This window comes from Enterobacter cloacae complex sp. 418I7, assembly GCF_050030705.1.
GTDB lineage: Bacteria > Pseudomonadota > Gammaproteobacteria > Enterobacterales > Enterobacteriaceae > Enterobacter > Enterobacter intestinihominis.
Genome location: NZ_JBLGUU010000001.1, coordinates 670,720 through 684,843, shown reverse-complemented (window position 1 = coordinate 684,843; position 14,124 = coordinate 670,720). Strand labels below are relative to the sequence as shown.

Annotated in this window: 14 protein-coding genes and 1 other annotated feature; of the genes, 4 read left to right on the top strand and 10 right to left on the bottom strand. The window is 55.1% G+C overall.

The window, feature by feature from the left end; all coding sequences use genetic code 11:
- The first annotated feature begins 272 nt into the window (after window positions 1–272).
- A complete protein-coding gene (gene satP / locus ACQG0S_RS03325; RefSeq protein ID WP_022647004.1) occupies window positions 273–839 on the top strand; it encodes an acetate uptake transporter in 567 nt (188 codons plus the stop codon).
- Here the strand turns inward: satP and ACQG0S_RS03320 are convergent.
- From ACQG0S_RS03320 to tal, 3 genes are all read right to left on the bottom strand, one after another.
- Window positions 816–2,138: an MFS transporter gene (locus ACQG0S_RS03320; RefSeq protein WP_048966496.1), complete on the bottom strand. Its 1,323-nt coding sequence runs from the start codon at window positions 2,136–2,138 to the stop codon at window positions 816–818. The two genes, satP and ACQG0S_RS03320, sit on opposite strands and share 24 nt — an antisense overlap.
- Before the next feature lie 122 nt (window positions 2,139–2,260).
- Window positions 2,261–2,848, bottom strand: coding sequence for a molybdopterin adenylyltransferase (gene mog, locus ACQG0S_RS03315; protein ID WP_003856479.1), 588 nt, complete (start codon window positions 2,846–2,848; stop codon window positions 2,261–2,263).
- A 110-nt stretch (window positions 2,849–2,958) separates the two neighbouring features.
- Entirely contained in the window at window positions 2,959–3,912 is a 954-nt protein-coding gene (gene tal, locus ACQG0S_RS03310) for a transaldolase (protein WP_003856481.1), read from the bottom strand.
- A 262-nt stretch (window positions 3,913–4,174) separates the two neighbouring features.
- Between tal and ACQG0S_RS03305 the strand changes: the two genes are divergently transcribed.
- Together ACQG0S_RS03305 and yaaA are read left to right on the top strand one after the other, a co-directional pair.
- Window positions 4,175–5,608, top strand: a complete 1,434-nt coding sequence (locus ACQG0S_RS03305) for an alanine/glycine:cation symporter family protein (protein ID WP_045621243.1) — start codon at window positions 4,175–4,177, stop codon at window positions 5,606–5,608.
- Window positions 5,609–5,674: 66 nt separating this feature from the next.
- Window positions 5,675–6,448, top strand: a complete 774-nt coding sequence (gene yaaA / locus ACQG0S_RS03300) for a peroxide stress protein YaaA (RefSeq protein ID WP_023299288.1) — start codon at window positions 5,675–5,677, stop codon at window positions 6,446–6,448.
- 31 nt (window positions 6,449–6,479) lie between these two features.
- Here yaaA and ACQG0S_RS03295 read toward each other — a convergent pair whose 3' ends face one another.
- From ACQG0S_RS03295 to yjjY, 7 genes are all read right to left on the bottom strand, one after another.
- The gene (locus tag ACQG0S_RS03295) at window positions 6,480–6,767 is read right to left on the bottom strand and encodes a DUF2502 domain-containing protein (protein WP_022646999.1); all 288 of its coding nucleotides are present in this window, start codon (window positions 6,765–6,767) and stop codon (window positions 6,480–6,482) included.
- Between the two features lie 248 nt (window positions 6,768–7,015).
- Window positions 7,016–8,302: a threonine synthase gene (gene thrC / locus ACQG0S_RS03290; protein ID WP_048966497.1), complete on the bottom strand. Its 1,287-nt coding sequence runs from the start codon at window positions 8,300–8,302 to the stop codon at window positions 7,016–7,018.
- 3 nt (window positions 8,303–8,305) lie between these two features.
- Window positions 8,306–9,235 carry a homoserine kinase gene (gene thrB, locus ACQG0S_RS03285; protein ID WP_048966499.1) on the bottom strand — a complete coding sequence of 310 codons (930 nt, stop codon included), beginning with the start codon at window positions 9,233–9,235 and terminating at the stop codon, window positions 8,306–8,308.
- 1 nt (window position 9,236) lies between these two features.
- A complete protein-coding gene (gene thrA, locus ACQG0S_RS03280; protein WP_023305415.1) occupies window positions 9,237–11,699 on the bottom strand; it encodes a bifunctional aspartate kinase/homoserine dehydrogenase I in 2,463 nt (820 codons plus the stop codon).
- A 24-nt stretch (window positions 11,700–11,723) separates the two neighbouring features.
- Window positions 11,724–11,841 (bottom strand) — a sequence feature (Thr leader region).
- Window positions 11,780–11,848 (bottom strand): thr operon leader peptide, encoded by a 69-nt coding sequence (gene thrL, locus ACQG0S_RS03275; RefSeq protein WP_015572623.1) that lies wholly within the window; start codon window positions 11,846–11,848, stop codon window positions 11,780–11,782. Its footprint overlaps the feature before it by 62 nt.
- 211 nt (window positions 11,849–12,059) lie before the next feature.
- Entirely contained in the window at window positions 12,060–12,746 is a 687-nt protein-coding gene (locus tag ACQG0S_RS03270; protein WP_022646996.1) for a tRNA/rRNA methyltransferase, read from the bottom strand.
- Window positions 12,747–13,145: 399 nt separating this feature from the next.
- Window positions 13,146–13,286, bottom strand: a complete 141-nt coding sequence (gene yjjY, locus ACQG0S_RS03265) for a protein YjjY (RefSeq protein ID WP_001541509.1) — start codon at window positions 13,284–13,286, stop codon at window positions 13,146–13,148.
- A 95-nt stretch (window positions 13,287–13,381) separates the two neighbouring features.
- Here yjjY and arcA point away from each other — a divergent pair, with 95 nt between their 5' ends.
- Window positions 13,382–14,098, top strand: coding sequence for a two-component system response regulator ArcA (gene arcA, locus ACQG0S_RS03260; RefSeq protein WP_003856501.1), 717 nt, complete (start codon window positions 13,382–13,384; stop codon window positions 14,096–14,098).
- Window positions 14,099–14,124 lie beyond the last annotated feature (26 nt).

Genomic DNA, 14,124 nt, shown 5'->3' with positions numbered 1-14,124 from the left:
GTCAACATGTGGTTGTGTACCTGTAATAAGGGCAGAACGTGCTTTTTCAACTGCCCAGATTTGATTTTTTTCAGGTCCACACACTGCGGTTGCTTACAAGATGGGGTCACAACGGCATCCATCAAGGGGGAAGGATAAAAAATTTTTTAATTTCACCCCGATGAGATCATAGACGGCGCCGATGCCGCCCATTATGATGCCGCGCCCCGTCAGGGAGAACTGGCGCGGGTTTAACCATTTCACCATATTAATGATGATTTTTTTGAGGACTTATGGGCAACACTAAGTTGGCTAATCCGGCTCCGCTGGGCCTGATGGGTTTTGGCATGACCACCATTCTGCTGAACCTGCACAACATCGGGATGTTCCCGATGGACGGCGTAATCCTGGCGATGGGCATTTTTTACGGCGGTATCGCGCAAATTTTCGCGGGCCTGCTGGAATATAAGAAAGGCAATACCTTCGGCTTAACCGCCTTTACCTCTTACGGTTCGTTCTGGCTGACGCTGGTCGCCATTCTGCTGATGCCTAAAATGGGCCTGGCAGATGCTTCAAACGCCCATTTCCTGGGCGTGTACCTGGGACTGTGGGGCGTGTTCACCCTGTTCATGTTCTTCGGCACCCTGAAGGCGAACCGCGCGCTGCAATTCGTCTTCCTGAGCCTGACCGTGCTGTTCGCTCTGCTTGCCGCGGGTCACCTGGCGGATAACGAAGGCATCGTTCACGTTGCCGGCTGGGTCGGTCTGGTGTGCGGCGCAAGCGCTATCTACCTGGCAATGGGTGAAGTGCTGAACGAGCAGTTCGGCCGCACCGTATTACCGATTGGTGAAAAACACTGATCCCTCTGTCGTGCCCGCGTCGCGGGCACGACATCCCTCTGACTGGCGAAGCCACATCCCCAATACCAGCCCCATTAGCGATAACGCCAGCACGTACCATGCAGGTGCAAGGGGTGACAGCCCCATCAACACCGTGACCACAATCGGGGTCAGCCCACCGAAAATGGCATACGAGACGTTATAAGAGAAAGAGATGCCGGTGAAGCGTACCTCCGGCGGGAAGGCGCGGACCATTACGTACGGTACGGCGCCAACGACGCCCACGCACAGCCCGACGATGCCGTACAGCAGGAACAACTGTTCAGGATGGCTGCCCGCAAGATGGTAGAATGCCCAGCTCGACGCGGCCAGCAGCAGGCTGCCGACAATAAAGGTCACGCTGGCACCGAAACGATCCGCCGCCAGTCCCGCGGCCAGACAGCCAAAGCAGAGCATAATTGTCGCGATACTGTTCGCCTGTAACGTCACCGCAGGCGCAAAACCGTACTGTTTTTGCAGCCAGACCGGCGACATCAAAATGACCACCACGATACCCGCAGACAGCAGCCAGGTCAGAAGCATCGACACGACTACCGCTTTTTTATGCCGCACTACTACGGTTTTTACCGGCAATTCTTGCGCCAGCGCCTTCCGCTGCTGCATTTCCAGAAATACTGGCGTCTCCTGCAACCAGCGTCGCAGGTACATTGCCACTAGCCCAAACGCCCCGCCCAGCAGGAACGGGATACGCCAGCCCCAGTCGTGAACGGCCTGTTGCGTCATGCTGGTATTGATGATGGTTGCAACCACGGAGCCAAGCAGGATCCCAATCGTCAGCCCTGCGGTCAGCGTTCCGCACGCAATGCCGATGCGGCGCACCGGGACGTGCTCAGCGACAAACACCCACGCGCCCGGCACTTCCCCGCCGATGGCCGCGCCCTGGAGAATACGCATCAGTAGCAGCAATAACGGGGCGATAATGCCCATCGAGTCATAGGTAGGCAAAAGGCCAATCGCCAGCGTCGGCACGGCCATCAGCAGGATGCTGAGGGTAAACATCTTCTTGCGCCCAACCAGATCGCCAAAGTGCGCCATAACAATGCCGCCCAGCGGACGCGCCAGATACCCGGCAGCGAAAATGCCGAAGGTTTGCACCTGACGCAGCCATTCAGGAATATCCGCCGGGAAAAACAGCGCCCCCACGACGGCGGCGAAGAAGACAAAGATGATGAAGTCGTAAAACTCCAGCGCGCCGCCCAGAGCAGCGAGCGTGAGGGTTTTGTAGTCCTGTCGATTCAGAGGTCGGGTGTTATGTGACATAGCGAACCATTGTGCATGTGTTGTGGATTATTTTTTACAGCAATCGTAAAGAAAAAATTACTATATCGTAAATCCATTTACACGCTACTGCGGCTGGCGCTAATGTCACATTTAAAGCATTTTCAGGAGATTGTTTCGCGGCGAGCGCTTTTAGGGCGAAATGCTGCTACCACATTGCCGTCAGTTTCCACGTACGGACCGTCAAGCAGTTGTATACAATACGGTACACTTGCAAAGATACCGTGGACGATAACGCTCCCGTCTTCGGCTTTTACTCCTTCCAGCGTTTCTTTTATCGACTTCGGCTGCCCCGGCAGGTTCAGGATCAGCGCCTGTTTGCGGATCACCCCGACCTGACGGGAAAGAATGGCCGTCGGGACAAAGTGTAGACTGATCTGGCGCATCTGTTCACCGAAGCCCGGCATTTCACGATCGGCGATAGCCAGCGTCGCGTCCGGCGTTACATCGCGGCGCGCGGGGCCGGTTCCGCCCGTCGTCAGCACAAGGTGGCAGCTCATCTCATCCACCAGCTCACACAGGGTCTGCTCGATGATCGGCTGCTCGTCCGGGATCAGGCGAGTCTGGATCTCAAACGGGGTAGTGAGCGCGCTGCCCAGCCACGCTTCCAGAGCAGGGATGCCTTTATCCTGATAAACACCGCTGGAGGCGCGGTCAGAAATCGACACTAAGCCGATGCGTAAGGTATTCATATCCATTCCATTCAAAAAGTACTGATTAAAGGGAATGATACACGCAGAGAGAAAATTCAGACAGAGGCGGGGGAAAGAGGCGTGACCGGGAACCCGGTCACGCAGAATGATTACAGCAGGTCGCCGATCATTTTTTCCAGTTTTTCCTGGTCGATAGCAAACTTACGGATACCGTCCGCCAGTTTATCTACGGCCATTGGATCCTGGTTGTGCTGCCACAGGAACTCGGACTCGGTGATGCGCTCTGGGCGCGCTTTCACTTCACCGGTGTAGGACAGTTTACGCTCGATAGCTCCTTCGCTTTCTGCCAGCTCTTTCAGCAGCGCAGGGGCGATGGTCAGGCGGTCACAGCCAGCCAGCTCAATGATTTCACCGACGTTACGGAAGCTTGCGCCCATAACAACGGTCTCATAGCCGTGCTGTTTGTAGTATTCGTAGATTTCCGTCACGGAAATCACGCCTGGATCTTCAGACGCCGCATACTCTTTCTTGTCGGTGTTGGCTTTGTACCAGTCCAGAATACGGCCCACAAACGGAGAAATCAGGTATACGCCAGCTTCGGCACATGCACGCGCCTGTGCGAAGGAGAACAGCAGAGTCAGGTTACAGTTGATCCCTTCTTTTTCCAGCTGTTCAGCGGCGCGAATGCCCTGCCAGGTAGAGGCCAGTTTGATCAGGATACGGTCGTTGCTGATGCCCGCATCGTTGTACAGTTTGATCAGGCGTTTTGCTTTGGCAATAGACGCTTCGGTGTCGTAGGACAGGCGAGCATCAACTTCAGTAGAGATACGGCCAGGAACGAGCTTCAGGATTTCCAGACCGATGTTTACTGCCAGTTTGTCAGTCGCATCTACAACCTGCTGCGCGCGGTCATTGCTCTGTGCTTTTGCCCAGGTCACCGCCTCGTCGATCAGTTTGCGATACTCAGGGATCTGCGCGGCGTTAAGGATCAGAGAAGGGTTGGTTGTAGCATCCTGCGGCTGGTACAGCTTCATTGCCGCAATATCTCCGGTGTCAGCGACGACAGTGGTGAACTGACGAAGGGAGGTCAATTTATCCGTCATGATAGTGTTTCTCTTTTAACGTTCCCTGGATAATTCACACTACCGACAGCCTGCCAGCAGCGGAAAAATGACAGGTTTACTTGTTAGGGGGATGTAACCGGTCTGCCCTGATGATAACACGAGTGAGAGGCAGCGCAACCGCAGACAGTGCGCTTAGGCAGAGTATGATAAACTCAGAATATTAACAGGCTGCTAAGTAACAGCATGCACAATCAGTGGTAGCGCTTACATATTCACGTTGGCATCAACAAGAGGGACGTTAGTGCCTGATTTCTTTTTCTTTATTAACGAAGTTCTCTGGGGTTCAATCATGATATACCTGCTTTCAGGAGCAGGTATCTGGTTTACGTGGCGCAGCGGACTGATTCAGTTTCGCTATATTCGCAAATTTGGCAGAAGTCTGAAAAACAGCGTCACGCCACAGCCGGGCGGCCTGACCTCATTTCAGGCGCTCTGTACCAGCCTGGCCGCGCGCGTCGGCAGCGGTAACCTGGCCGGTGTCGCGCTGGCAATCGGCGCGGGCGGTCCGGGCGCGGTATTCTGGATGTGGGTGACGGCGATTATCGGTATGGCCACCTCCTTTGCTGAATGCTCGCTTGCGCAGCTCTACAAAGAAAAAGACGGCAACGGTCAGTTTCGCGGCGGCCCCGCCTGGTATATGGCTCGCGGACTGGGAATGCGCTGGATGGGCGTCCTGTTCTCTATTTTTTTACTGATGGCCTATGGTCTTATTTTCAATACCGTTCAGGCAAATTCCGTCGCCCACGCGCTGCGCTTCGCCTTTAATTGTCCGGAGTGGCTGACGGGCGGCGCGCTTGCCCTTCTCACCCTGCTGACCATTGTGACCGGGCTCAGAGGGGTTGCCCGCCTGATGCAGTGGCTGGTTCCGCTGATGGCGCTGCTGTGGGTGTCAACCAGCCTGTTGGTATGCGCGATACATATCGACGAAGTGCCGAACGTCATCGTCACTATTTTCCAAAGCGCGTTCGGCTGGCGCGAAGCGGCTTCCGGCGCGCTGGGTTACACCCTTAGCCAGGCTCTCACTGCGGGTTTTCAGCGAGGCATGTTCTCCAACGAGGCGGGAATGGGCTCCACGCCGAATGCCGCCGCAGCGGCCGCATCCTGGCCCCCGCATCCCGCCGCGCAGGGCATTGTACAGATGATTGGCGTCTTCACAGACACCATTGTTATCTGCTCCGCCAGTGCGATGATAATGTTGCTGTCCGGCGCCGTTGAACATCCATCCGGCAGTACAGCAGGCATTCACTGGGTACAACAGGCGCTGGTCTCCCTCGTCGGCGGTTGGGGCGCAGGCCTTGTCGCCCTTGTCGTGGGACTTTTTGCCTTCAGTTCTATTGTGGTGAACTATATCTATGCCGAGAACAACCTTATTTTCCTGAAAGTTGACTCGCGTCTGGCCCGCAACATCCTTCGCGCGGGTGTGCTGGCGATGGTATTTGTCGGTTGCCTGCTCAGCATGCCGATGATCTGGCAACTGGCGGATGTCATTATGGCGCTGATGGCCATCACCAATTTGACGGCAATTTTGCTTCTTTCACCGGTTGTGGCGCTGATCGCGCGCGATTATCTGCGTCAGCGCAAGCTCGGCGTACAGCCCGTCTTTGACGCCTCACGCTATCCCGAAATCGAGTCACAAATTGCTCCTGGCACCTGGGATGATTTGCCGCGGCAATAACAGCTATCGATCAATTCAGGGCGATTTTTTGTTAAAGTCGCTCTAAATTTCCTGCAAGGACTGGATATGCTGATTCTGATTTCACCTGCCAAAACGCTCGACTACCAGAGCCCGCTCGCCACTGAGCGTTATACCCAGCCGGAATTGCTGGACTACTCGCAACAGCTGATCCACGAGGCGCGTAAGCTTTCGGCTCCGCAAATCGCTTCGCTGATGAGCATCAGTGATAAACTCGCCGACCTGAACGCCACCCGTTTTCACGAGTGGCAGCCTGACTTCACGCCCGCTAACGCCCGCCAGGCGCTGTTGGCCTTCAAAGGTGACGTCTACACTGGCCTGCAAGCAGAAACGTTTAGCGAAGCCGATTTCGATTTTGCCCAGCAGCATCTGCGCATGTTATCCGGCCTGTACGGGGTGCTGCGCCCGCTGGATCTGATGCAGCCATATCGTCTGGAGATGGGTATCCGCCTGGAAAACGCCAAAGGCAAAGATTTGTACCAGTTCTGGGGCGATGTCATTACCGATAAGCTTAACGCGGCGCTGCAAGCCCAGGGGGACAACGTGGTGATCAACCTGGCCTCCGATGAGTACTTCAAATCGGTGAAGCCGAAAAAGCTGAATGCGGACATTATCAAGCCGGTGTTCCTCGACGAGAAAAACGGCAAATTTAAAGTGATCAGCTTCTACGCCAAAAAAGCGCGCGGTCTGATGAGCCGCTTCATCATTCAAAACCGCCTGACGAAGCCAGAGCAGCTCACTGGCTTTAACAGTGAAGGGTATTTCTTCGACGAGGCATCGTCAGGAAAAAACGAGCTGGTGTTTAAGCGTCACGAGCAATAAAAGACAACCCCGCCAGCTGGCGGGGTTTGTGTTAATGGTGCTTCCGGTCCGGCCCCGGGCGATGATCGTCATGACGGTGATGATCGTGACGATCGCGATGTTCATCGTGCGGACGCCAGTGGTTATCGCGCCAGTCATAGTGCGCTTTCCACCAGTCATGGTCGCGCCAGCGGCCGCCATCCCAGTAGTGTCCGTTATTATCCCGATCGCCAATTTGCAGTTTTACCGCAGGGACGAGGGTGATCTCAGCTGCCTGCACCGCCATGGGAGCGACCAGCATCAGTGAAAGTGCGATAAGTGCAGGTTTCAGTGTAGACATAGGTGACTCCTTATTCTTCTTGCCCAACGTGGGCCGATGTAAGGAGAGTACGTGATGGGAACGGTGGATGTTATTCTCTGCAATCCTAAACCCTAAGTGACCGCATTTATTGGGAATTTCTGCTTTTTTTCTGCTGTTTTTCTCCTTATTTTCTCCATAAAAAAGCCGGATGGCGGCTTCGCCTTACCCGGCCTACTTTCTGAAATGTTCCAGGCCCGGTAAGGCGTAGCCGCCACCGGGCAATAAACTCACGCTCGGGTCATCATCAGCTTACGCAGTGCGGCAAAGTCTGCGGGCAGCTCATGGGACAGCAACGGCAGGTCGGCGCGCTCGGCCAGCTCTTTTGGCAGCGGCAGCGTTTCACCCAGGATCGCTTCCACGCTCTCTTTGAACTTGGCCGGATGGGCGGTACCGAGGAACAGGCCATACTCACCCGGTTGAAGCTGATCGCGCAGGGCACGATAGGCAATCGCCGCGTGCGGCTCAGAGGTATAGCCCACCGCTTTCAGCTCGCGCATGGTGGCTTTCGTGGTTTCGTCCGTCACCGCTGCGTAGCCCAGGTCGCCCAGACGCCAGACCTTACGGCGGAACAGCTCTTCCACACGCGGCCAGTTGTTAGGCTGTGACACATCCATCGCATTGGAGAGCGTGGCCTGCGTCGCGTTCGGCGCCCATTTTCCGTCCTTCAGGAAACGCGGCACGGTGTCGTTGGCGTTGGTAGCGGCGATAAAGCGCTTCACCGGCAGGCCGAGTGATTTCGCCAGCAGGCCCGCCGTCAGATCGCCGAAGTTCCCGCTTGGCACGGAAACTACCAGCTGATTGCGCGCGTCCTGCGGCAGCTGGGCCACCGCTTCGAAGTAGTAGCAGATCTGCGCCAGCAGACGGCTGATGTTGATGGAGTTGGCAGAGTTCAGCCCCAGCGCCGCCTTCAGCTCTTCGTCATCAAAGGCCTGCTTCACCAGCGCCTGGCAGGCATCGAAATCGCCGTCGATCGCCACGGTTTCAATGTTGCCCCCAAGAGTGCAGAACAGTTTTTCCTGAAGCGGGCTGATTTTGCCTTTCGGATAGAGGATCACCACGCGGACGTTTTTCAGGCCGTAGAACGCATGAGCCACCGCCGCACCGGTATCACCTGAGGTCGCGGTCAGGATGGTCACCGGTTTGTCGCCGCTGATGTGGGTCAGCATCTGCGCCATAAAGCGACCGCCGAAATCTTTGAACGCCAGCGTCGGGCCGTGGAACAGCTCCAGACAGCCAACGTCAGGCTCCACCTGCTTCACCGGGGCCGGGAAAGCAAACGCCGCGCGCACGCGCTCTTCGAGCAGCTCCTGCGGGATTTCGTCGCCAATAAACGCAGACAGAATTTTGGTGCTGCGGGTGACAAAGTCCTGCTTAAGCAGTTCATCGATTTCAGTCAGTTGAAATTCCGGCAGGTCGTGGGGGAAAAATAGCCCCTGATTTTTGCCCAAACCCTGCGTTACCGCCTGCGAAAAGCTGACCTGCTCGTTATGATCTTTAAGGTTGTAGAGTTTCATTCGTTATCCCAGTACTCGTGCGCCAGCCGTGTCCAGACGGCAAATATGAACAAAGCCTTCCTGATTTTGCAGGTAGTGTTTAGAGAGCCAGTCCGCCACACGCTGCGCGGTGTCTGGCTTGTCGCATAAGGCGAACAGCGTCGGGCCGGAGCCGGAGATACCGCACGCCTGTGCGCCGATATCCATGGATGCCTGTCGCGCTTCGTTAAAGCCCGGCAGCAGCTTCGTGCGATACGGCTCGGCAATAACGTCTTTCATCAGTTTCGCCGCCAGCTGCGGCTGTCGGGTATAGCAGGCATGAATAAAGCCCGCCAGATGACGCCCGTGGGCGATACAGTCCTGACGACGATACTGCGCCGGCAGGATCGCACGCGCTTCGGCGGTAGAAACCTTAATGCCCGGATAGGCAAGCACCCACAGCCACTCATCAAACCCTGGCACCTGCTGGCTGATGATGCCATTTTCTTCAATCATCAGCTGCATGCCGCCAAGGAAGCACGGCGCCACGTTATCATAATGAATGCTGCCGGAGATGCGCCCTTCCAGCTCGCCCATCAGCGCCAGCAAGCGGCTGTTGTTCAGCGGCTTGCCGCAGTGCTCATTCATCGCCACCAGCGCGGCGACCACCGAGCAGGCGCTGGAGCCGAGTCCCGAACCAATCGGCATGCTCTTTTCCAGCGTCATGGCGACCGGCACGTTTTTACCGATCTCCTGACAGAAGCGTTCCCAGCACTGATAAACGATATTCTCACGCGGTTCAGGGGGCAGCTTGCTGGCAAAACGGCCGACGTTATTCAGGCTGAAGCGCTCTGCCGCCTCAATCGTTACCGTATCGCCCAGCAGCGAACCATCCACCGGCGTAACCGCCGCGCCCAGCACGTCAAATCCGACGCTCATATTGGCGCTGGAAGCCGGGGCATATACTTTAATCATCTTAAACTCCTAACTTCCATGACAGGGTACGCAGCAGATCGGCAAACACGCCCGCCGCCGTCACATCATTCCCTGCGCCATAGCCGCGAAGTACCAGCGGCAGTGGCTGATAATAATGGCTGTAGAACGCCAGGGCGTTCTCGCCGTTTTTCACCTTGTACAGCGGATCGTTGCCATCCACTTCGGCAATCTTCACGCGGCAGACGCCGTCTTCTTCAATATTGCCAACATAGCGCAATACCTTACCTTCATCACGGGCTTTCGCAACGCGGGCGGCAAAGGCGTCGTCAAGCTGCGGCAACCTGGCCATAAAAGCGCTGACGTCGCCGCTGTCATCAAATTCTGCTGGCAGCACCGGCTCAATCACGATATCCGAAAGCTCCAGCTCGCGGCCGGTTTCGCGCACCAGGATCAGCAGCTTACGCGCCACATCCATACCGGAGAGGTCGTCGCGCGGATCCGGCTCGGTGTAGCCCAGCTCGCGCGCGGCGCGGGTGGCTTCCGACAGGCTCATCCCTTCGTCCAGCTTGCCGAAGATAAACGACAGGGAGCCGGAGAGGATGCCGGAGAAACGCTGTAGTTCGTCGCCCGCGTTCAGCAGGTTTTGCAGGTTCTCGATGACCGGCAGGCCTGCGCCCACGTTGGTGTCATACAGAAACTTGCGGCGCGACTTGCTCGCCGCCAGACGCAGCTGGTGATAGTAATCCATCGACGAGGTGTTGGCCTTTTTGTTCGGCGTCACCACATGGAAACCTTCGCGCAGGAAATCCGCGTACTGATCGGCCACAGCCTGGCTGGAGGTACAGTCGACGATCACCGGGTTAAGCAGGTGATACTCTTTCACCAGACGGATCAGACGACCCAGGTTGAACGGCTCTTTCGCCTCTTCCAGTTCCGCCTGCCAGTTTTCCAGGTTCAGACCGTGGACGTTAGTCAGCAACGCTTTCGAGTTCGCAATTCCGCAGACGCGCAGATCGATATGTTTCTTCTTAAGCCACTCCTGCTGGCGCTTTACCTGCTCCAGCAGCGCGCCGCCGACGCCGCCGACGCCCACCAGGAACAGCTCAATCACCTGGTCGGTGTTGAACAGCATCTGATGCACCACGCGCACGCCGGTAGTGGCGTCATCGTTATCCACGACAACGGAAATTGAACGCTCTGATGAGCCCTGGGCAATCGCCACGATATTGATATTGGCCCGCGCCAGGGCGGCAAAGAATTTGGCGGAGATTCCGCGCAGGGTGCGCATGCCGTCGCCTACCACGGAGATCACGGCCAGACGCTCCTGAATCGAGAGCGGCTCCAGCAGCTCTTCTTTCAGCTCCAGGTAGAACTCTTCTTCCAGCGCGCGACGGGCGCGCAGGCAATCGCCCTGCGGGACGCAGAAGCTGATGCTGTATTCGGAAGAAGACTGCGTGATCAGCACCACGGAGATCCCGTTACGGGACATGGCCGCAAATACGCGTGCCGCCATGCCAACCATACCTTTCATACCCGGGCCAGAGACGCTGAACATCGCCATGTTATTAAGGTTCGAAATGCCTTTTACCGGCAGGTCATCTTCATCAGCGCTGGCGCCAATCAGCGTACCCGGCGCCTGCGGATTACCGGTATTTTTAATCAGGCAAGGGATCTGGAACTGGGCAATCGGGGAGATGGTACGTGGGTGAAGCACTTTGGCGCCGAAGTAGGAAAGCTCCATCGCTTCCTGGTACGACATCGACTTCAACAGCCTGGCGTCCGGCACCTGGCGCGGGTCACAGGTATATACACCATCAACGTCAGTCCAGATCTCACAACAGTCTGCACGTAAACAGGCCGCCAGCACGGCAGCGGAGTAGTCAGAGCCGTTACGCCCCAGCACCACCAGTTCGCCCTTCTCGTTACCGGCGGTGAAGCCTGCCATCAGGATCATGTGGTCAGACGGGATTTTGCTCGCCGCAATGCGGCGTGTCGACTCGGCAATGTCGACGGTGGATTCAAGGTAGTGCCCCACAGCCAGCAGTTTTTCAACCGGATCGATGACCGTCACGTGGTGACCGCGCGCTTCCAGCACGCCTGCCATGATGGCGATAGAGAGTTTTTCACCCCGGCAAATCAGCGCCGCGTTGATGCTGTCCGGGCATTGACCCAGCAGGCTGATACCGTGAAGGACGTGTTTAATCTGGGCAAATTCGAGTTCCACGGTGCTTTTCAGCTGCGCCAGCGGGAAGCCAGGCTGGGCGTCTGCCAGCCCCTGAAGCAGTTCAGCGAAGATACGTTCGGCGTCGCTGATGTTCGGAAGTGCATCCTGGCCACCGATGGTTTTTTCAATCATCGCCACCAGGTGGTTCGTGATTTTTGCCGGGGCAGAGAGCACGGTAGCAACCTGCCCCTGCCTGGCGTTACTTTCCAGGATATCGGCAACACGCAGAAAACGCTCTGCATTTGCCACTGATGTACCGCCGAACTTCAACACTCGCATGGTTCTACCTCATTTCCTTTAGCCGAAAAAAAAGCCCGCACTGTTCAGGTGCGGGCTTTTTTCTGTTTTTCCTGTACGCGTCAGCCCGCATCGTTACCTGTGGTAATGATGATGGTTGTAGTAATGGTGGTGATGCTGATGCGTTTCATGGATGTTGTGTACTCTGTCATTATTATCTGTCTGTGCTCTATTCTTTTAGGGTTAAAGGATCGGACACCTTAAGTCAATGAATTTTTAATTTGATCACAATTCGGGACATTCTCACGTCCCGCTGCGTGCAGATTTATTTTCATCGGAATACCCCAGATGCAACCCCAGACATCAGCAGGATCGGCCATAATAAAAACCTATGACACTATTTTACTCGGCTAATTTTTTTTCAATATCATGAAGCAATCGGTGCAGCATTGCCGTGTCGCGCTGTTCAAGACGCCCCAGGCGCTGCTGTAACCAGTCCACCATTTTTTGATCGTCAGCGACGCCCAGTTGCTCGAGAAGCTTATCTGCACGAATACGCAGCGCCGCCAGCTGGTTTTCATCCGTTACTGACGCTGGCGGCTGAGAAATTTGTATTAAGGATGCTAATTGATAGCAGTACACCATCACCGCCTGCCCCAGATTGAGTGACGGATAATCCGCCACCATCGGCGCGCCCGTCAGGACGTCAGCCAGTTCCAGTTCTTCGTTAGTCAGCCCGGAATCTTCTCGCCCAAACACCAGCGCGGCTTTCTCCAGCCACTGGCTTTTTTCTTCCAGTATTGGCACCAGTTCAGCAGGCGTGGCGTAATAATGAAACTTCGCCCGGCTGCGCGCGGTCGTCGCGACGGTAAACGAAATATCGTGCAGCGCCTCAGCGAGCGTAGCGTAAGTGGTTATATTATCGAGAATATCACCCGAACCGTGCGCCACCCATCGCGCAGCAGGCTCCAGATGCGCCGTGCTGTCTACGATACGCAAATCGGTAAAACCCATGGTCTTCATGGCACGCGCCGCAGCGCCAATATTTTCAGCTCTTGCTGGTGCCACCAGCACAATCGACAGATGCATTTATGCTCTCTTTTTAATCAGTTAGCAGGTAAAAATGTGATTCACTTCAACATATTACGCAGCACGAATTTACAATTTTGCAACACAAATCACCGAAATAGCGTTTCATAACAATTAAAAAAAGCTAAACTATTTTGTGGCTGAACAATCAGTTAGAATGTTAACAGAAGTCCATTATCCTTATGTTTTGTAATGATAATGACCTTATGAATACTCTTTTCCGATTGGATTCGTACCGTTTATCAATCAATGTCCGCAACTAGTTGGTTTATTGAAAAATTGTGACAAAGGCTAGCATTCAGCTACGATGATTTCATCAAACTGTTAACGTGCTACAATTGAACTTGATATATGTCAACGAAGCGTAGTTTTATTGGGTGTCCGGTGTCACTTAGCCTGTTATGTTGCTGTTAAAATGGTTAGGATGACAGCCGTTTTTGACACTGTCGGGTCCAAAGGGAAAGTACCCACGACCAAGCTAATGATGTTGTTGACGTTGATGGAAAGTGCATCAAGAACGCAATTACGTACTTTAGTCACGTTAAGCCGATCATGTTAATTTGCGACATGCATCAGGCAGGTCAGGGACTTTTGTACTTCCTGTTTCGATTTAGTTGGCAATTTAGGTAGCAAACATGCAGACCCCGCACATTCTTATCGTTGAAGACGAGTTGGTAACACGCAACACGTTAAAGAGCATTTTCGAAGCAGAAGGCTACGATGTCTTTGAAGCGACCGATGGCGCAGAGATGCATCAGATCCTTTCTGAAAATGATATCAACCTGGTGATTATGGATATCAATCTGCCGGGCAAAAACGGGCTTCTTCTGGCGCGCGAACTGCGTGAACAGGCGAACGTCGCGTTGATGTTCCTGACAGGCCGTGACAACGAGGTTGATAAAATTCTTGGTCTGGAAATCGGCGCGGATGACTACATCACCAAGCCGTTCAACCCTCGCGAGTTAACCATTCGTGCACGCAACCTGCTGTCCCGCACCATGAATCTGGGTACGGTCAGTGAAGAGCGTCGTAGCGTCGACAGCTACAAATTCAACGGCTGGGAACTTGATATCAATAGCCGTTCGCTGATTAGCCCGAACGGTGAGCAGTACAAACTGCCGCGCAGTGAATTCCGCGCGATGCTGCACTTCTGCGAAAACCCGGGCAAGATCCAGTCCCGTGCAGAACTGCTGAAGAAAATGACCGGTCGTGAGTTGAAGCCACACGATCGTACCGTTGACGTAACCATCCGTCGTATTCGTAAACATTTCGAATCTACGCCTGATACGCCGGAAATCATCGCCACGATCCATGGTGAAGGCTATCGTTTCTGCGGTGACCTCCAGGAGTAATCCTCCCGTCACGCAGTAAAAAACGG

Coding starts and splice junctions, on each gene's coding strand:
- ACQG0S_RS03320 (WP_048966496.1), bottom strand. CDS start 2,138: ATGTCACATAACACCCGACCTCTGAATCGACAGGACTACAAAACCCTC.
- thrC (WP_048966497.1), bottom strand. CDS start 8,302: ATGAAACTCTACAACCTTAAAGATCATAACGAGCAGGTCAGCTTTTCG.
- thrA (WP_023305415.1), bottom strand. CDS start 11,699: ATGCGAGTGTTGAAGTTCGGCGGTACATCAGTGGCAAATGCAGAGCGT.
- mog (WP_003856479.1), bottom strand. CDS start 2,848: ATGAATACCTTACGCATCGGCTTAGTGTCGATTTCTGACCGCGCCTCC.
- arcA (WP_003856501.1), top strand. CDS start 13,382: ATGCAGACCCCGCACATTCTTATCGTTGAAGACGAGTTGGTAACACGC.
- tal (WP_003856481.1), bottom strand. CDS start 3,912: ATGACGGATAAATTGACCTCCCTTCGTCAGTTCACCACTGTCGTCGCT.
- ACQG0S_RS03270 (WP_022646996.1), bottom strand. CDS start 12,746: ATGCATCTGTCGATTGTGCTGGTGGCACCAGCAAGAGCTGAAAATATT.
- thrB (WP_048966499.1), bottom strand. CDS start 9,235: ATGATTAAAGTATATGCCCCGGCTTCCAGCGCCAATATGAGCGTCGGA.
- ACQG0S_RS03295 (WP_022646999.1), bottom strand. CDS start 6,767: ATGTCTACACTGAAACCTGCACTTATCGCACTTTCACTGATGCTGGTC.
- satP (WP_022647004.1), top strand. CDS start 273: ATGGGCAACACTAAGTTGGCTAATCCGGCTCCGCTGGGCCTGATGGGT.
- yaaA (WP_023299288.1), top strand. CDS start 5,675: ATGCTGATTCTGATTTCACCTGCCAAAACGCTCGACTACCAGAGCCCG.